Below are 18432 nucleotides of genomic sequence, written 5' to 3'. Positions count from 1 at the left end.
CAAAAAGGTGCTGCCGCCAATGATTCCCCGCTATTCCCGCCCCGAGATGGTCGCCATCTGGTCGCCCGAGACCAAGTTCCGCATCTGGTACGAAATCGAAGCCCATGCCTGCGAAGCCATGGCCGATCTGGGCGTGATCCCGCGCGAAAACGCCGATGCTGTGTGGAAAGCCAAGGACGTGGAATTCGACGTGGCCCGCATTGACGAGATCGAGGCCGTCACCAAGCACGACGTCATCGCATTCCTGACCCACCTGGCCGAGCATGTGGGCAGCGAAGAGGCCCGCTTTGTGCATCAGGGCATGACGTCTTCGGATGTGCTGGACACCTGCTTCAACGTACAGCTTACCCGCGCGGCAGATATCCTGATCGCTGATCTCGAAGGTCTGCTGGCTGCCCTGAAACGCCGCGCTTACGAGCATAAGGAAACTGTTCGTATTGGCCGCAGCCACGGCATCCACGCCGAACCCACAACTATGGGCCTGACCTTTGCGCGCTTCTATGCCGAGATGGACCGCAACCTGTCCCGTATGCGCGACGCGCGTGCCGAAATCGCCACCGGCGCGATCAGTGGCGCGGTCGGTACATTCGCCAATATCGACCCGCGCGTCGAAGAACATGTCTGCGATCAACTGGGTCTGGTGCCCGAGCCGATCAGCACGCAGGTTATCCCCCGCGACCGCCACGCAGCCTTCTTTGCAACGCTGGGCGTCATCGCCAGCAGCATTGAAAACATCGCCATCGAAGTCCGCCACATGCAGCGGACCGAGGTTCTGGAGGCCGAAGAGTTCTTTTCGAAAGGTCAAAAAGGCTCGTCCGCGATGCCGCACAAGCGCAACCCGGTTCTGACCGAAAACCTGACTGGTCTGGCCCGACTGGTTCGTATGGCCGTAGTACCCGCAATGGAAAACGTGGCCCTCTGGCACGAGCGTGATATCTCGCACAGCTCGGTCGAGCGCAACATCGGCCCTGATGCCACCGTTACGCTGGACTTTGCCCTGTCACGCCTGACCAGCGTGGTCGACAAACTGGTCGTCTACCCGGAAAACATGCTGGCCAACATGAACAAGTTCCGTGGTCTGGTCATGAGCCAGCGCGTGCTTCTTGCCCTGACCCAAGCTGGCGTCAGCCGCGAAGACGCCTATCGTCTGGTACAGCGCAACGCGATGAAGGTCTGGGAAGAAGGCAAGGACTTCAAAACCGAGCTTCTTGGGGATGCCGACGTTACCGCCGCCCTGAGCACTGATGAAATCGAAGAGAAATTCGACCTCGGCTACCACACAAAGCACGTCGATACGATCTTCGCCCGTGTTTTTGGAGAATAAGTAAGCCTATTCAAACAGCGAAAACGGCCCGGACCTCAAGATCAGGTCCGGGCCGTTCTTTTTGCCAGAACGTTCATTTTCGGGTAACATGTCGGTGTATTTCCGAATAGGAGACCCAAAGATGATCCGCATCCTTCTTTGCGCACTTGCACTTTCTTGCACAACTTCCGCCGCGTTGGCCTGCAGCGGCCATTCAAAGCAAACGCAATCCTGTGCGCCCGGCACCTATTGGGACGCCGATAGCCATAGTTGCGCAAAAATTGTGAATAGCTGAGAATATCTTTCCTACTTGTGAATAAAAGCGAGCGAACTGCTGGTAGCTTTTCGCCAGAACGCGCTAGCTTGGTTAGAACGGCCCAGATAACGGAGTAGGAAAATGCGCATCGTATTCGCTTCAGCTATTGTCCTTCAGGCATTCGCATTCGCACCTGCGTTGCACGCAGCAGGCGGGGACAGCGCAAGCCCTCCCAAGCCGACGAACACCACCAAGAAATGCCTGTTCGGACGCGTTTTTGACAAAGAACGCGGTCGCTGCGTCAAGCCTGACAAAACAAACTTCACCCAAGACGAACTTTATGAGGCCGTTCGCGAACTGGCTTATGACGGGCAGTTTGAGAATGCGCAAAGCATTCTGCAGGTCATGGATCAGAACGATGATCGCGTGATGACATACTGGGGCTTCACCTACCGTAAGATAGGCGAACTAGAGTTGGCGAATGCTTTCTACACCAACGCGATTCAGGCGAACCCGGACAACCTGCTGGCCCGGTCCTACATGGCACAGGGTTTTGTTTCAGAAGGAAAAACCGACCTCGCGATCGAGCAGTGGCGTGAAATCAAAGCACGCGGCGGCGAAGGTACATGGGCCGAAGCGTCGCTGCGCGAAGCGATCCGCACAGGCCTGACATATAGCTACTGAGGTTCAGTCTTTCTTTACCCGACTCTCGCTAACCTGACTGCGGAACAAAAGAGTGGCACCGCAGGCAGATGCAGGACGCGAATACTTTGGTACAGGTGGCATCGGGCGCAAACGCCCCGTTGCCCGAACAAAACCACGAAACGCCGCGTGTAGTTCCACGCAAGCTCAGCAACAGGCAAAAGGCTGCGGTCGTCGTGCGCCTTTTGTTGAACGATGGCGCGGATATACCCCTGGAAGAGCTTCCGGATGCGTTGCAGGAAACGCTGACCCACCAACTTGGCCAGATGGGCTTGGTGGACCGCGTAACACTTGACGCGGTCGCACAAGAGTTTGCTGAGGCTTTGGAAAGCGTCGGCCTGTCTTTTCCGCATGGACTTGCGGGGGCTCTGGACGCGGTGAACGGGAAAATTGCACCCACAACGGCAGCGCGCCTGCGCAAGGTCGCAGGTGTGCGTCAGGTTGGTGATCCATGGGAACGCCTGCGCCAGACCCCGCCCGAAAAGTTGGCTGAGATGGTTCAAGCGGAAAGCACCGAAATCGCCGCTGTCATGCAGTCAAAACTTGAAACAGCAATGGCCGCGCAGCTTCTGGGACATCTTCCGGGTCCGGTCGCGCGACGTATTACATATGCCATTTCAAAAACCGCCAATGTCACCCCCGAGGCCGTTGAACAGATCGGGTGGTCTCTTACGGCGCAGCTCGATCAGCGCCCTGCCACAGCCTTCGCTGACGGGCCCGGGGAGCGCGTAGGCGCCATATTGAACCAATCTGCCGCCGCAATGCGGGACGGATTGCTTGTCGCGCTGGACGAAGAGGATTCGGATTTTGCCAGTATCGTAAGACAGTCGATCTTTACCTTCGCGCATATCCCTGCGCGCCTGATGCCTCGGGATGTACCCGCTGTTTTACGAGGGGTGGACCAGCCCGTATTGGTCACAGCCCTCGCAGGCGCAGAAACCGACGGGGACAAGGCTGCTGTGGATTTTATGTTGTCCAACATGTCGTCGCGCATGGCTGAAAATCTGCGCGACGAAATCGGCGAACGCGGCAAGGTCAAACAGGCCGAGGCCGAAGACGCCATGGCACAAATCGTTGGCGCCGTTCGGGCCTTAGTGGAAGCCGACACCATCACATTGATCAAGGAAGAGAAAGAAGAATAGGCCGACGCGACTGCACAAACCACTGGCTCTGCGTTGAATGCTTGTGGTTACGGGTTCCGGCTTGTATGTCTGACCCGGCAATTTCAAATAGTCGCCGAGACCCCCTGATGCCCGTTGAAAAGTCTGAACTCAGCCGCTTTGAGCTTGGCAAATACTACCTGACAGGCCTATTTCTCAAGGGCGTCGTGGGAACCATGCGGCTTTTGCCTTATGAACGGCGCATCGCTACGATGGGTGCTATCGTGCGCGGTCTTGCCCCTGTAGTGGGCTTCTCGAAACGGGTCCGCAACAACCTGAACCTGACCTGCCCCGAGCTTTCCGAAGCCGAAGTGGCGCGTATTTGCCGTGCCGTTCCCGACAATGCGGGCCGGGCGATCATGGAGCATTTTTCGCCCGAAGGGTTTACTGAGCGTCAGCGCACTGCAAAAATCTCGGGCCCCGGGGTCGAGGCATTTGATGCAGCCATTGCCGAGGGAAAGCCGATCATGATGATCACGGCGCATTTCGGGCACTATCTTGCAGCGCGCGTCGCGCTACAGGCACGAAGCGGAAAAGCAATCGGTTGCCTGTACCGCCGTATGGCGAACCCCTATTTCAACGACATGTATGTGGATGCCTTCTACAAAACCGGAGCTCCGATGTTCGAACAAGGACGCCGTGGCATGGTTGAAATGGTGCGCTCGTTGAAAAAGGGTGAGATCATCGCGATCGTTTCCGATCTCCATGCCCATGGCGGAGAGGAACTGATGTTCTTTGGCAAACCCGCAGTCACATCAGTGCTGAACGCGGAACTTGCGATGAAGTACAAGGCAGTCATGATCCCCTGTTACGCCGTGCGGCAAGAAAATGGGCTGGATTTTGAAATTGTGCTCCACGATCCGGTGCCACACACCGATGCCAAAACGATGACTCAGTACACCAATGACGATCTGGAATCCGTAGTCAGACAGCACATGGGACAGTGGTTCTGGATTCACCGACGCTGGAAACCATGGAACGGGCTTGGGGTTCAACCCCAAGACATGCCCTGATCATTCCACCCGAGCAGCGGCAATGATGGGGCCGTGCCCCACCCTCTGAACAAGAACAACGGCTGGCAGGTCGGATACTAATGAGACGGAAAACTCTTGCGGGGCATCGCCGGTCCACTGACCGGCGATCTGCCAGCTTTCGACCACGTTTGCGTAATCCAGTTCATGCCCGGCCAACTCACCGCGCCGTATCGACGCGTGGCGCATCGGCGAATACTGGACAACCCGAACGTCAAACAGCGCGCCCTTTGGCACATCAACCGGAGTCACGTCGATTGTCACCTGATCCCCTGCATGTTTCGCCGTTACAGATGCCTCGGGCGCTGCCTTCAAATGCGCATCAATCAGTTTGTCCAATTCACGAGATTGCGCGCCAACGACGTCCTGCTGGCCATTGACCACCATCTGCGGCGTATAGATCATTGTCCGACCGCCCTCGCGGGCATAGGCTCTCTGCCGTGTTGTATGACCGGGGTCGGCGTATTCGTCTTTCCAACCAATGTAGTCCCAGTAATCCACGTGCAAGGCCAGGCCGATGACATCCTCTCGGCCTGCAAGATCGTGCATGATCCGATCCGCAGGCGGACACGACGAACACCCCTGAGATGTAAACAACTCGACCACGACAGGATCACTTTCAGCAGCGGCTGACGTAGCCAAAAGCAGGGAAACGAACGCAGTCAACTGAGCGATTCTGGACATTTGGGTCTCAAGATTTTGTACGGTGCCCAGTCGGTTTAAACGGATCGTCGTTCAACCTCCAATCAAGGTTTCTTGAGAGTCTGGACAAAGGCGCCGGGGAAAAATGTGTGCAATGGTATACAAAAAGCAGGGGGTTGAGCGCCTAGAACCTTGAACCGCGCGCTGTGGTAATGCAGATAACCATCAGCGAGTCCCAAAATCCAAGTCATTTGAGAGGGAGGCCAAAATTATGCCCATCAAAGTCGGACAGGATACCGCCAAGACACGTCGCAGCCTGAACGTGAATGGCAAGTCCATCTCTTATTATTCTATCCCCGCGGCGCAGGATGCCGGTCTGGGTGACTTTTCCAAATTGCCAGCCGCGCTGAAAGTGGTGCTAGAGAATATGCTGCGGTTCGAGGATGACGGGTTTTCCGTGTCCGTCGACGACATCAAAGCCTTTGCCGAATGGGGCGCGAATGGCGGTCAGAACCCGCGTGAGATCGCCTATCGCCCGGCCCGCGTGCTGATGCAGGATTTCACCGGCGTTCCGGCGGTGGTTGATCTGGCCGCGATGCGCGATGGCATCAAGGGCCTGGGCGGCGACGCGCAAAAGATCAACCCGCTGAACCCGGTTGATCTGGTCATCGACCACTCGGTCATGATTGATGAGTTCGGCAACCCGCGCGCGTTCCAGATGAACGTGGACCGCGAGTATGAGCGCAACATGGAACGCTATCAGTTTCTGAAGTGGGGCCAGAATGCCTTTAACAACTTCCGCGTTGTGCCCCCCGGAACCGGTATCTGCCATCAGGTGAACCTGGAATATCTGGCCCAAACCGTCTGGACCGACACCGATCAGGACGGCAACGAAGTCGCCTACCCTGACACGCTGGTTGGCACCGACAGCCACACCACCATGGTCAACGGTATGGCCGTTCTGGGCTGGGGCGTTGGCGGGATCGAGGCCGAGGCTGCGATGCTGGGTCAGCCGATCTCGATGCTGATCCCCGAGGTTGTGGGCTTTGAACTGACCGGTGAGATGGTTGAAGGCACAACCGGAACTGATCTGGTGCTGAAAGTGGTTGAAATGCTGCGCGAGAAAGGCGTGGTAGGCAAATTCGTCGAGTTCTACGGCGAGGGTCTGGACTGTCTGCCGCTGGCCGACCGAGCGACCATTGCGAACATGGCCCCGGAATACGGTGCAACCTGCGGCTTCTTCCCAATCGACGGCGAAACGCTGCGCTACATGCGTAATACCGGTCGCGACGAGGATCGTATTGCGCTGGTCGAAGCCTATGCCAAGGAAAACGGGTTCTGGCGCGGCGCGGATTATACGCCGATCTATACCGACACCCTCTCGCTGGATATGGGGACTATTGTCCCCGCGATCTCGGGTCCGAAACGTCCTCAGGACTATGTGGCGTTGACGGATGCGAAGGCCGCGTTCACCAAAGAGATGGCCGAGACATTCAAGCGCCCGATGGGCAAGCAGGTCGAGGTCAAAGGTGAAAACTATGGCATGGAATCGGGCAAGGTCGTGATCGCCTCGATCACTTCTTGCACCAACACGTCGAACCCCTACGTGATGATCGGCGCGGGGCTTGTGGCACGCAAAGCAGCGGCATTGGGTTTGGATCGCAAGCCGTGGGTCAAAACCTCACTGGCGCCGGGGTCGCAGGTCGTCTCCGCCTATCTGGAGGCCGCGGGTCTTCAGAAAGATCTGGACAAGATCGGATTCAACCTTGTTGGTTATGGCTGTACCACATGCATCGGTAACTCAGGTCCAATCCAGAAAGAGATCTCGGAAGCCATCGCCGAGGGCGATCTGGTCGCCACTTCGGTTCTGTCGGGCAATCGCAACTTTGAAGGCCGCATTTCGCCCGATGTGCGCGCCAACTATCTAGCCTCGCCGCCGCTGGTCGTGGTCTACGCACTTGCCGGCACTCTGGACATTGACCTGACGTCGGAACCGATTGGCCAGGACATGAATGGCAACGATGTCTTCATGAAGGATATCTGGCCGTCGACCCAAGAGATTGCCGAACTGGTTGAACAGACAGTGACGCGCGAAGCGTTCCAGTCGAAATACGCCGACGTTTTCAAGGGCGACGAGAAATGGCAGAGCGTCGAGGTTCCGCAGCAGGAAACTTATGACTGGCCACCCGCGTCGACCTACATCCAGAACCCACCCTATTTCCAGGGCATGGGCGCTGAGCCGGGCACCATCTCGAATATCGAAGGAGCCAAGGTTCTGCTGATCCTGGGTGACATGATCACCACCGACCATATCTCACCCGCTGGGTCGTTTGCGACGACAACGCCAGCTGGAAAGTATCTGATCGACCGGCAGGTTCAGCCGCGCGAGTTCAATTCTTACGGGTCGCGCCGCGGCAACCACGAGATCATGATGCGTGGCACCTTCGCCAACATCCGCGTCAAGAATGAGATGTTAGATGGTGTTGAAGGCGGCTACACCAAAGGCCCCGATGGGCAGCAAACCTCGGTCTACGAGGCATCGATGGCTTATCAAGAACAAGGCACCCCGCTGGTTGTCTTTGGCGGTGAACAATATGGCGCGGGTTCTTCGCGGGATTGGGCCGCCAAAGGAACAGCATTGCTGGGCGTCAAGGCCGTAATTGCCGAAAGCTTTGAGCGCATTCACCGTTCGAACCTTGTTGGAATGGGCGTGATCCCGTTCGAATTCACCGGCGGTGACACCCGCAAGACGCTGGGCCTGAAGGGCGACGAGACTGTTTCGATTGAAGGATTGGATGCGGTCGAGCCCCTGCAAGAGGTGCCCTGCACAATCGTCTACGGTGACGGCACCGAGAAAACCATCACTCTGAAGTGCCGCATCGATACCGCGCCCGAGATCGAATACATCGAAAACGGCGGTGTGCTGCAATATGTTCTGCGGAACCTCGCCAAGGCGGGGTGATCGTTGGGTAAGCCAGAACAATAAAGGACGCCTGCGGGCGTCCTTTATTCTTGCGAGGCTCTGCCTCGCGCTCCGAAGTATTTTTCAACAGAAGAAGGGGCGAGGTTTAGTTGGCTGCCGCTTTTTCTAGGGCCGGTCGGATCGTGCTTTCGATCACGCGCTGCGTTATTGGTCCGGGAAACCGCAAGATGATCGTGCCCTGCCCGTCTATGACATAGGTTTCAGGCACGCCGTAAACGCCCCAGTCAAGGCCCAACCGCCCCTGTTCATCCCGTCCAATCCCGGCATAGGGATCGCCCAGTTCGGACAGGAAGCTTTCGGCATTGTTCAACTGATCTTTGTAGTTGATTCCATAAACCGGGATACCCTCATCCGACAGAGCTTGCAGATTAGGATGCTCGACCCGGCAAGGCGCGCACCAACTGGCCCAGTAGTTCACCAACTTGACCTCGCCATCGCGCAGCGTGGCGTCATCAAAGCTGGCTTTGCCGGGAAATTCGGTCAAAACGACGGGCGGCGCCGGATGCCCCTCCAAAGCCGATGGGAGTGTTTCATCAGACCCGCTTTGCAATTGCACCAAGGCTGTGATCGCGAAAATTCCAAAGATCACTGGCGGAGCGATCATCAACGGCGAGATTTTAGCCATTTCGGGTCATCCTGTCCTCGACCTTCTCAAGTTCGGCCCTAACCTTGCGCCCTCGCATTACGCTAAATGCGACCAGCACCACCAACAGGCCGATGGATACGACATAAGACCAGATAACCGTATCGGCGTATTTTCCAAGATCAGGGATCATCCGTTTACCCTTTCCCGTGCCAGCAGTGCCTTGATCCGGCGCGCGCGAATTTCCGTACCCGTGCGGTACAGCACCAGCGCAATGAACAGCAGGACAAACCCGATGATGCACAGAAGCAGCGGGTAGAAATAGATGTTGCTGACCTTTTCTTCTGTATCCGTTCCGGTAATCGCAGCAGCGCGCATTACCGAAGCCCCCTGATGCAGGCCCTGGTTCCAGAAATTCACCGCATAGCGGCTGAGGATCGCAAAGACCGAGCCCACCAGACACAGGACCGATGTCAGGTCGGCGGCTGTATCAGGGTCTTCGATCGCTTCCCAGAGGGCCACGTAGCCCAGGTAGAACAGGAACAGGATCAGGAACGAGGTCAGGCGCGGATCCCACGCCCACCAGGTACCCCACATGGGTTGGCCCCAGATTGCGCCCGTCGCCAATGCGATCAGTGTCATCACGATGCCGATGGGAGCAGCCGCGCGGGCCGCCAGCGCGCTGACATGGTGACGGCGTACCAGCCAGACCAACGAGGTTACCAGCATCATCAGCCAGCAGTTGATCGCCATCAGCGCCGCAGGAACGTGCAGGTAGATGATCTTGACGGTCGAGCCCTGTTTGTAGTCATCCGGCGTAAAAAAAAACCCCCACACCAGCCCCACCACGATGCTCGCGACAGAGGTGATCCAGAAAAACGGCATTACCCGTTCGCTGGTGGCAAGGAACTTGCGCGGATTGGCGTATTCCCAGAGGGCGTTGGCTTTAGCTGCGATAGACATGGGCCTTATCTAGTCCGAGTCGGTTTCGTTCTCAATTGACCTTGGTCAATCTTTAAATGGGTCACCGAAGGTTGATACGCAAAACGGCGGCGCTGGCAAAGGGCAACAGCGCAATTGTCGCGGCGGTGATCCCGGCCAGCATGAGCAGTGGGGTCTGTGTCTCCATCCCCGTGGCACCACGCCGGGCGACTTCGGCGCCAAAGATCAGCGTGGGGACATAAAGCGGCAGGACCAGCAGCGAAAGCAGCAAGCCGCCACGTTTCAGGCCCACGGTCAGGGCAGCGCCGAAGGTTCCGATAACGCTCATGGCCGGGGTGCCGATCAGCAGCGAGATGACCAGCCAGAAATACCCCGGCACCGGCAGGTTCAGCAGAACGCCCAAAAAGGGTGCGGCCAGAACCAGCGGCAGGCCAGTGGTCAGCCAATGGGCCAGAGCCTTGATCGTCACTACCGATTCCAGTGGCAGCGGCGCAGTGGCCAGCAGGTCAAGCGAGCCGTCCTCCCAATCCAGCGCCAGTAGGCGGTCCAGCGATAGCAGGCAGGCAAGCAGCGCGCCTAGCCACAGGATACCCGGCGCGATGGTCGACAACAGCGAGGATTGCGGCCCGACTGAGAAAGGCACCAGCACAGTGACAATCAGGAAGAAGGCCAGTCCCAGGCCAAACCCTCCGCCCGCGCGGAAGGCCAGTTTCAGGTCACGCAGCAGCAGAGCGATCACAGGAAACCTCCGTCGAAATCGTCAATGGGTTTGGCCTTGTTGGGGCCGACATCCAAAACCTCCCCGTCCAGACCGAGGTCGATATGGGTGGCGATCAGGGCCGAGCCCCCCTGCCTCAGATGCGCACGTACGGCATCAGCGAACATTCTCACCGCATTTTTGTCCAGCGATACGGTGGGTTCGTCCAGCATCCAGATCGGCCGCCCCGTGACCAGCATCCGCGCCAACCCTAGCCGCCGCTTTTGTCCGGCCGACAGGTTGCCCGCATGCCGGTCCGATAGCTCATTCAGAGCAAATGCGTCCAATGCAGGCTGTATACCCCTTGTGCCAAAAACCGATGCCCAAAACGCCAAATTCTCGACCACTGTCAGAGTTGGCTTTATCCCGTCAGAATGCGACGCATAGGCGATCTGATCCTCGGCCCCCTCGATTTGACCTGCGATAGGAGGTTGCAGCCCCGCAAGTGTCCGAAGAAGGGTTGTCTTCCCGATCCCGTTCGGGCCGCGCAGGATCAGCGCCTTGCCGGGCTGAAGCGCAAAGTTGAGCCCTTCGAGCACGGGAACGCCCCCTCGGGCGATGGCCAGTTCAGTTACAGTCAGTGTCATGTCCTTCGCTTAACGGATTGCACGAAAGGACAAAAGGAAGGATTTGCAGCAGAACTTGAATAGGGTTTGTGGTGACACTGGAGGAAGCGAGGGGCCTGCCCCGCCGCCAATGGCGCTTGAACCAAAGGCGCGCCTATGCCGGCTCCCCGGGATATTTTTGGCTAGATGAAGACGGATCCCTTAGACAGGGATTAGGGCCAGCGCGACGCGGCGCCCCTCGGACAGCAGTACATTATACGTGCGGCAGGCAGCGGGAGAGCTCATGATCTCGACCCCGATGCCCGCGCTTTCAAGTTTGGTCCGGAGATCGGCCGGAATATGGGCAAGTTCGGCCCCGGTACCGATGAACAGTACATCTATGTGATCGGCCAACGCCAACAATGCGGCTTCGTCCGAATAGCCATTCCAAACCGTTGTCCCCTGAGGGCTGGTCAGAACCGTGCCTTCGTGGATCTCACCGCCAATCCGGAAGAACCCCGGGCCATAGCCGTCAATGGGTACTGCGTTGTTATACGTGATCTCATTCAGGCGCATGGATGCGTTCTAGCCCCAAAGAGGCAGGCCGGACAAGGCCGCAAGCGCGATCGCAAGATAGGCAGCAATGCGATAGGCTTTTTCACGCGAAGGGCGAAACAGCCAACCACCGAGCCAATTGCCCAAAAAGTTCGGGATCGCCAGCAGAAATCCCAATGCAGCCGCGGACAGCGTGACCAATCCCATGCCGGACAAATAACCCAAGATCAGGAAATCGAAGGCAAACAGAAAAAGCAAAATAGTGGCGCGGATAACTTCAATCGGCAGAGGGCGAGACATGTAGAAAAGAATGACGGCTGGCCCTGGCAGCCCCGCCACACCGCCCAGAAAACCTGCCGCGGCACCGATGCTCATAACCATCTTTCGACCGACGTGACCGTGATAGCGCAGCCCCGAAATCAAGATCACCAGCATTGCAATCGCCAGAATACTGACCGTATAGCGAAAAACGTCCGGCTCAACTTGGGTCAGCAGCCACAATCCCACAGGCAGCAGTATCGCGCAGCCTCCGACAAGCCGAAGCAAGTCGCCTCGATCGACAGCCCCCCAAGCGCGGCGCAAATTCGGCAGGGGTCCGAAGATATCCATAATGGTCAGGCCGATCAGCGCCCCAAACGGGCCAAGGTAGGGTGTTGCGATCGGTAAAAAGATCAGCGCGGTTCCAAAGCCGGAAAAGCCGCGAACTATACCGCCCAGAAAGGCCGCGAAAATAATGACGGCCAGCCCCGTCGGGGACTGGCCAAAAACATCAGGCATCGACGTTGGCAAACTGGTTGCCCGCCGTGTTCGACGGCTTGGACCAGTCGCGTTTGACCCCCAGCCACAGCAGGATGGTCGACGCCACGAAGACCGAGGAATACGTCCCCACGATCACACCCCAGATCATCGCAAAGACAAAGCCTCGGATGACGTCCCCGCCCAGTACGTACAGCGATATCAGCGCAAGCAGGGTTGTGACCGAGGTCATGACCGTCCGGCTGAGGGTTTCGTTGATCGAGATATTCAGAACCTCTTTCAGCTCTTTCTTTTTGTATTTGCGCAGATTTTCACGGACGCGGTCGAAGACAACCACGGTGTCGTTCAGCGAATAGCCTACGATGGTCAAAAGCGCCGCGATGATGGCCAGATCGAAGCGGATTTGTAGTTCCGAGAAGATACCGATTGTCAGGATCACATCGTGCACAAGTGCGGCGACTGCACCCAAAGCAAACTGCCATTCAAAGCGCAGCCAGATATAGACCAGCACGGCCCCGATCGCGAGGACAACGGCGATCACAGCAGTCTGAATCAACTCACCCGAAACTTTGGGGCCGACGGATTCGACGGATACGAAAACAATGTCCGGGGCCGCCCCTTTTAGCGCTGCTTCTACGGCCGTGACGGTTGCGGCCGAAACAGCCTCGGCATCGACTTGCGCCTGAATACGGATCATTGCGACGTTTTCGTCTTCACCGAAGGTCGGATCGAAAATCTCTGTGATAGTTACATCACCCAATTCCAGCGGCGCAATGGCATCGCGATAAGCGCCTACGTCGATTTCCTGCGCTGATTGGGTGCGGATCGTAGTGCCTCCTCGGAAGTCGATACCGAAGTTCAGCCCTTGCAACAGGAAAGACGTGAAGGCGATCACCATCATCAGCCCCGAGATGCCAAGCCAGATCTTCCAGCGACTGAAGAAATCGAACGAGGTGTTTTGCGGGACAAGTTTCAGTCTCATGATCAAACCTCGATCGTTTTCGGGCGGCGGCGTTCAAACCACATCACGATCATCAGGCGCGTCACGAAGATCGCGGTGAAGACCGAGGTGAGGATACCCAGACCCAGAGTGATGGCAAAGCCGCGCACCGGCCCGCTGCCCATGGCAAACAGGATCACGGCAGTGATGAAGGTGGTCACGTTTGCGTCCAGAATGGCTGACAGTGCCTTTTCATAGCCCAGTTCGATGGCGCGGGCGGGGCCTTTGGCGGATTTCAGTTCCTCGCGGATACGTTCAAAGATCAGCACGTTGGCGTCCACCGCCATACCGACCGTCAGTACGATACCCGCGATCCCCGGCAGGGTCAGCGTGGCCCCGATCATAGACAGAAGGCCAAACAGTAGTCCCACGTTCAGGATCAGCGCGATATTGGCAAAAACACCAAACAGACCATAGCTGAGCGCCATAAAGACCAGCACGGCGACGAATGCCACGATGGTTGCGACCTTACCGGCGTCGATGCTGTCTTGGCCCAGTTCCGGGCCGATGGTGCGTTCTTCCAGGAACTCCAACCCGGCTGGCAAAGCACCCGCACGCAACAGAACAGCCAAATTGGTGCTTTCTTCAACGGTGAAGTTACCAGTGATGATCCCCGATCCGCCCGGAATATGGCTTTGGATGACAGGGGCCGAGATGACCTCATCGTCCAGTACAATCGCAAAGGGCGCACCGATATTTTCCAGCGTATAGTCGCCGAATTTGCGGGCTCCGGACGTGTTGAACCGGAAGTTCACCGCAGGGCGACCGTTCTGGTCGAACGCAGGTTGCGCATCCACCAATTCTTCGCCCGTCACCACGGGCGCAGCGTCAAGCGTGTAATACACGCCATCTTCGTCGATGGACGGGACAACTTTCTCACCCACACCAGCAACCGCATCGGGGTTGGTGCCACGGCTGACAACCGGGTTAAACGTCAGTTGCGCGGTTGTGCCGATAATCTCTTTCAACTCACCCGCGCTGCCGATGCCCGGAACCTGAATCAAAATCCGGTCTGTGCCTTGACGCTGAATCGTCGGCTCTCGGGTGCCGACTTCGTCGATCCGGCGGCGAATGATCTCAAGCGACTGACGCACTGTGCGGTCGTCCGAGGCAAGCTGTTCAGCCTCGGACAATCGCACGATGATCGTGTCACCCTCGGCCCGCGCTTCGATATCCGTTGCGCCTACGCCGGTCAGCGTCTGCACCTGACGGGCCAGTCCGCGCACGACTTCCAGCGCGCGGGACATGCCTTCGGGCTGGCTGATGCGCACCCGAATCTCGTCCGGAGCCGAATCCTGCCGGCGAATAGTGCCAACTGTGCCCCGTTCATCACGCAATGCGTCGCGGATTTCCGGCCACATCGCATCCATGCGGGATTCGTAGACATCGCCAACCTGCACTTCGGCCAGCAGATGCGCGCCCCCACGAAGATCAAGGCCAAGATTGACCAGAGATGACGGCAACCAATTCGGCCATTGCCCCGCCTCGGCCTGCATCTCGGGGGTGTCGATGCCAAGCTCAATTGCGGCCTTGGCATCGTTGGATTGCTCGACGCGCGTGTAAAACGCATTCGGCAGGGCCATCAGCAGACCGATCACACAGACCGCCCAGATCAGAACCCGCTTCCAGGTATCAATTTGCAGCATTACCCTGCCTTTTCAACAAGATGTCGTGCGAAGTTACTTCGCTGGCTCGGTCTTGTTCAGAACCTGCGCAATGGTCGATTTGACCACACGGACCTTGACGCCTTCTGCGATCTCAACCTCGATCTCGTTGTCGCCTTCCTTGACCTTTGACACCTTGCCGATCAGGCCACCCTGGGTGACCACCTGATCGCCCCGGCGCACGGCTTCGACCATGGCCTGATGTTCCTTCATCTTCTTCTGCTGCGGACGGATCAGCAGGAAATACATGATCGCGAAGATCAGGATCAGCGGGAGAAACTGGGCGATTGCGCCACCTTCCATGGGATATTCCTTTTGGTTTGGTCTTGCGGAAGCGCTCCGCAAATTTGGCGAGAACCTATTCTTTGAACCGCCTGTTTGCAAGGAATGGTGGCGCAGGTTTTTTCAATGATTGGCTCATATTAATCACAGTGGCAGGCCGAAGTTGCGACTGCGTTCTAGGAACACCGGATTGGATAGATATAGTTGAGCCGTGGGAGGGCGAATGACGCAATTAATCCATACCCTTGGCCTGTTTCGCCAACTGCTGATTGCAGTCTTATTCTTCGCGTTGCTGGCACCCTTGGCATTTGCGCAGGAAACGGACACGCAAACCGAAATTGCCGAAGAACAATCTGATACGTTCAAAGCCCCCGTGATCGTGGATGGCGATACGCTGTTTTTTCTAAGGGGTTCAAGCGCCCTTCCCGCGCAAGAGCGAGCCGAAACCGTTCAGGACAACATCGTCAAAGCGGCCGAATCCTCCGACAGCCCGACCGTGACGATTGCCTACGAGGAAACGGATCTTGGCACCCGCATCCTTGTTGACGGTTTTGCGGTTTCAGTGGTCACCGTCGCCGATTCCGAACTGGAACAAATGGAGCTGGACGTTCTCAGCTTCCTCCATGGTGAAGCGATCGAAGATGCAATCGTGGCATACAGGGCCAATCGGACCGACCAGGCGCGAGTGTCCGGCGCAATCGAAGCCATCGCATGGACTGCCGGTTTTGCAGCATTCGTCGCCCTGATCCTTTGGATACATCGACGGATCAGACGCCGAACCGTAAAATTCGTGAAGCGTCATCTTAGAGATGTCGAGACCGCCACAGCTAAAAGCGTTCAGGCCGAAGCAATCGCAGCCTTAGTACGGTACGGGCTGAACTTCGTCCTGCTCGTGATTTTCTTCCTTGGGTTCTACTACTACCTGTCTTTCGTCCTGCTGGCCTTTGCCGAGACTCGGTATTTCGCCCAATTATTGTTGACGTACCTGACCGAGCCGGTTCTTCTGATCTTCAAGGGGATCATCAGCTATATCCCCAACCTGATCATGCTTGCGCTGATCTCGTGGGTGGCGATGTACATCATCAAGGGAATGCGCGTTTTCTTCGATGCCGTCGAGGCCGGCACATTCGACATGGGCGATTTCGAGCGTCACTGGGTCAACCCGACCTTCAACATCGCCCGCGTCGTCGTCATCCTGATCGCGCTTGTATTTGCCGTGCCTTACATCCCCGGTTCAGATTCTGCCGCCTTCCAAGGGTTGACTATTCTGGTCGGCGCGATGCTTTCGCTGGGTGCGAACTCGGTCGTATCAAACATGCTAGCCGGGCTGTTCGTGATCTATCGCCGGTCAACCTCAATCGGGGATCGGATTCAAATCGGCGATCACATCGGCGATGTCGTCCAGATCAAGCTGATGGAAACACATCTGAAGTCGATAAAGAACGAGCTGATCTCGATCCCCAACGCGCAGCTTATGAATTCGGATGTGGTGAACTTCTCCAAGAAAACCGACGGCAGCGGGTTGCTTTTGCACACCACCGTGGGAATCGGATACGAGGAACCGCCTGAAAAAGTTGAGGCCATGCTGATCGAAGCAGCAAGCCGCACCAAGGGGATCAAGGCCAAGCCGGAACCTTTTGTTTTATGGACGGCTTTGGCCGATTACGCGATCAACTATCAGATCAACGGATATTCGACGCGCGGCAGTATTATCCCAAAGATCCGCTCGGACCTGCATCGCAACATCGTCGCTGTGTTCAATGAGAACAACGTGCAGATCATGACGCCCTCTTACATGGCTGACCCGCCCGAACCGAAAATCCCGACCGAGGACTGGAACGGGCATCTGGCGCATGAAACCCACGAGGACACCGATAAGTCGTAACCGGTGCTACACCCCGCCTTTCAGATGGTGCATAAGCGGTTTCAGTGATTCACGCATTCAAGGACCTGAACCATGCACGACATCCGCGCCATTCGCGAAAACCCAGCCGCCTTCGACGCCGCACTTGCGCGCCGTGGGGACGCGCCGGTGTCGTCAGACCTGTTGCGGTTGGACGAAAGCCGCCGCGCCAAGATTTTGGCGGCTGAGACCGCGCAGGCCGAACAGAACAAGGCCAGCAAAGAAGTCGGCGCTGCCAAGGGTCGCGGTGATGAGGCCGAATTCGAGCGTTTGAGGGCTCTGGTCGCCGAAAAGAAGGCCGAAGTCGCCCGGATGCAGACCGAAGCTAAGGATCTGGACGCGCTGTTGACAGATCAATTGATCCGCATCGCCAACCTACCCGCCGAGGATGTGCCCGAAGGCGCAGATGAAAACGACAATGTCGAGGTGAACCGCTGGGGCACCCCGCGCGAACTGGACTTTGCCCCGAAAGAGCATTTTGAGGTTGAGGCCGTCCAAACCGGCATGGATTTCGAGACCGCTGCCAAACTGTCCGGCTCGCGCTTTGTATTGCTGTCGGGCGGCGTTGCACGCATCCACCGCGCGTTGGCGCAGTTCATGCTGGACACGCATATCAACGAAAACGAGTTGACCGAGGTCAACGGTCCCGTTCTGGTTCTGTCCGAGATGATGCAGGGCACTGGCCAGTTGCCGAAATTCGGCGAAGACAGCTATCAGACCCGTGAAGGTTGGTGGCTGATCCCGACCTCCGAAGTCTCGCTGACCAACATCGTGAACGACACGATGATCGAGGAAAGCTACCTGCCCCGCCGCTATACCGCGCATTCGCTGTGCTTCCGGTCCGAGGCAGGCAGCGCGGGCAAGGACACCCGCGGGATGTTGCGCCAGCACCAATTCGAGAAAGTTGAGATGGTCTCGGTCACGCACCCGGACAATTCCGACGATGAACAAAAGCGTATGTTGCGGTGCGCTGAAGGGATTCTTGAGAAACTGGGCGTCCCGTATCGCACTGTGATCCTGTGTACCGGCGATATGGGCTTCGGCGCACGCCGTACCTATGACATCGAAGCATGGCTGCCCGGTCAGGGCACGTATCGCGAGATCAGCTCGGTTTCGACCTGCGGCGATTTTCAGGCCCGCCGCATGAATGCGCGCTTCCGGCCCGAAGGTGGCGGCAAACCGGAATATGTCCACACGCTGAACGGCTCGGGCCTGGCGGTGGGGCGCTGCCTGATCGCGGTGCTGGAAAACGGCCAGAACTCCGATGGCACTGTCACCCTGCCCGAGGTGTTGGCCCCATATTTGGGCGGTAAGCTGACGCTGCAACTGGACGGCACTCTGGCATAAGAAAACCGACGCGCCACAGCC

Annotated in this window: 18 protein-coding genes; 7 read left to right on the top strand and 11 right to left on the bottom strand. The window is 57.5% G+C overall.

From position 1 onward, the window contains the following. Nucleotides 1–19: 19 nt before the first annotated feature. The 4 genes from purB (at nt 20) to GOV88_RS11950 (ending at nt 4434) form a co-directional block, all read left to right on the top strand. Nucleotides 20–1324 carry an adenylosuccinate lyase gene (purB, locus tag GOV88_RS11965; RefSeq protein WP_171122148.1) on the top strand — a complete coding sequence of 435 codons (1305 nt, stop codon included), beginning with the start codon at nt 20–22 and terminating at the stop codon, nt 1322–1324. A gap of 376 nt (nt 1325–1700) precedes the next feature. Continuing rightward, on the top strand, nt 1701–2243 hold the full coding sequence (locus GOV88_RS11960) for a hypothetical protein (RefSeq protein WP_171122147.1): 543 nt from the start codon (nt 1701–1703) through the stop codon (nt 2241–2243). A 68-nt stretch (nt 2244–2311) separates the two neighbouring features. Continuing rightward, nucleotides 2312–3403 (top strand): flagellar motor switch protein FliG, encoded by a 1092-nt coding sequence (locus GOV88_RS11955; protein WP_171240576.1) that lies wholly within the window; start codon nt 2312–2314, stop codon nt 3401–3403. 107 nt (nt 3404–3510) lie between these two features. Beyond that, nucleotides 3511–4434, top strand: a complete 924-nt coding sequence (locus GOV88_RS11950; RefSeq protein ID WP_171122145.1) for a lysophospholipid acyltransferase family protein — start codon at nt 3511–3513, stop codon at nt 4432–4434. On the opposite strand, the gene GOV88_RS11945 is transcribed toward GOV88_RS11950, so the two are convergent. Continuing rightward, entirely contained in the window at nt 4435–5136 is a 702-nt protein-coding gene (locus tag GOV88_RS11945; RefSeq protein WP_171240575.1) for a thioredoxin family protein, read from the bottom strand. Nucleotides 5137–5365: 229 nt separating this feature from the next. Here GOV88_RS11945 and acnA point away from each other — a divergent pair, with 229 nt between their 5' ends. Next, the gene (gene acnA / locus GOV88_RS11940; protein ID WP_171240574.1) at nt 5366–8056 is read left to right on the top strand and encodes an aconitate hydratase AcnA; all 2691 of its coding nucleotides are present in this window, start codon (nt 5366–5368) and stop codon (nt 8054–8056) included. A 106-nt stretch (nt 8057–8162) separates the two neighbouring features. On the opposite strand, the gene GOV88_RS11935 is transcribed toward acnA, so the two are convergent. The 10 genes from GOV88_RS11935 to yajC form a co-directional block, all read right to left on the bottom strand. Continuing rightward, nucleotides 8163–8702 carry a DsbE family thiol:disulfide interchange protein gene (locus GOV88_RS11935; RefSeq protein ID WP_171126513.1) on the bottom strand — a complete coding sequence of 180 codons (540 nt, stop codon included), beginning with the start codon at nt 8700–8702 and terminating at the stop codon, nt 8163–8165. Then, complete coding sequence (ccmD, locus tag GOV88_RS11930; protein WP_171240573.1) at nt 8695–8853, bottom strand: heme exporter protein CcmD; 159 nt, start codon at nt 8851–8853, stop codon at nt 8695–8697. Before ccmD ends, GOV88_RS11935 begins: the two co-directional genes overlap by 8 nt. After that, nucleotides 8850–9623, bottom strand: a complete 774-nt coding sequence (locus tag GOV88_RS11925) for a heme ABC transporter permease (protein ID WP_171210753.1) — start codon at nt 9621–9623, stop codon at nt 8850–8852. The genes ccmD and GOV88_RS11925 overlap by 4 nt, the downstream gene beginning before the upstream one ends. A gap of 61 nt (nt 9624–9684) precedes the next feature. Continuing rightward, on the bottom strand, nt 9685–10341 hold the full coding sequence (gene ccmB / locus GOV88_RS11920; protein WP_171126510.1) for a heme exporter protein CcmB: 657 nt from the start codon (nt 10339–10341) through the stop codon (nt 9685–9687). Continuing rightward, nucleotides 10338–10946 (bottom strand): heme ABC exporter ATP-binding protein CcmA, encoded by a 609-nt coding sequence (ccmA, locus tag GOV88_RS11915; protein WP_171240572.1) that lies wholly within the window; start codon nt 10944–10946, stop codon nt 10338–10340. Before ccmA ends, ccmB begins: the two co-directional genes overlap by 4 nt. Before the next feature lie 180 nt (nt 10947–11126). Further along, the gene (locus GOV88_RS11910) at nt 11127–11480 is read right to left on the bottom strand and encodes an Mth938-like domain-containing protein (RefSeq protein WP_171122137.1); all 354 of its coding nucleotides are present in this window, start codon (nt 11478–11480) and stop codon (nt 11127–11129) included. A 9-nt stretch (nt 11481–11489) separates the two neighbouring features. Continuing rightward, the gene (locus tag GOV88_RS11905; protein WP_171122136.1) at nt 11490–12236 is read right to left on the bottom strand and encodes a sulfite exporter TauE/SafE family protein; all 747 of its coding nucleotides are present in this window, start codon (nt 12234–12236) and stop codon (nt 11490–11492) included. Further along, on the bottom strand, nt 12229–13197 hold the full coding sequence (gene secF, locus GOV88_RS11900; protein WP_171122135.1) for a protein translocase subunit SecF: 969 nt from the start codon (nt 13195–13197) through the stop codon (nt 12229–12231). The genes GOV88_RS11905 and secF overlap by 8 nt, the downstream gene beginning before the upstream one ends. A gap of 2 nt (nt 13198–13199) precedes the next feature. Then, a complete protein-coding gene (gene secD / locus GOV88_RS11895) occupies nt 13200–14861 on the bottom strand; it encodes a protein translocase subunit SecD (RefSeq protein ID WP_171122134.1) in 1662 nt (553 codons plus the stop codon). Nucleotides 14862–14894: 33 nt separating this feature from the next. Then, nucleotides 14895–15182, bottom strand: a complete 288-nt coding sequence (gene yajC / locus GOV88_RS11890; RefSeq protein WP_155151194.1) for a preprotein translocase subunit YajC — start codon at nt 15180–15182, stop codon at nt 14895–14897. A 202-nt stretch (nt 15183–15384) separates the two neighbouring features. Here yajC and GOV88_RS11885 point away from each other — a divergent pair, with 202 nt between their 5' ends. Together GOV88_RS11885 and serS are read left to right on the top strand one after the other, a co-directional pair. Beyond that, complete coding sequence (locus GOV88_RS11885; RefSeq protein ID WP_171122133.1) at nt 15385–17046, top strand: mechanosensitive ion channel family protein; 1662 nt, start codon at nt 15385–15387, stop codon at nt 17044–17046. Between the two features lie 72 nt (nt 17047–17118). After that, on the top strand, nt 17119–18411 hold the full coding sequence (gene serS / locus GOV88_RS11880; protein ID WP_171240571.1) for a serine--tRNA ligase: 1293 nt from the start codon (nt 17119–17121) through the stop codon (nt 18409–18411). Nucleotides 18412–18432: the final 21 nt, after the last annotated feature.

Origin of the sequence: Ruegeria sp. HKCCA5491 (assembly GCF_013034565.1) — a bacterium.
Lineage (GTDB): Bacteria > Pseudomonadota > Alphaproteobacteria > Rhodobacterales > Rhodobacteraceae > Ruegeria.
This window is presented reverse-complemented; position numbering and strand designations above follow the sequence as displayed.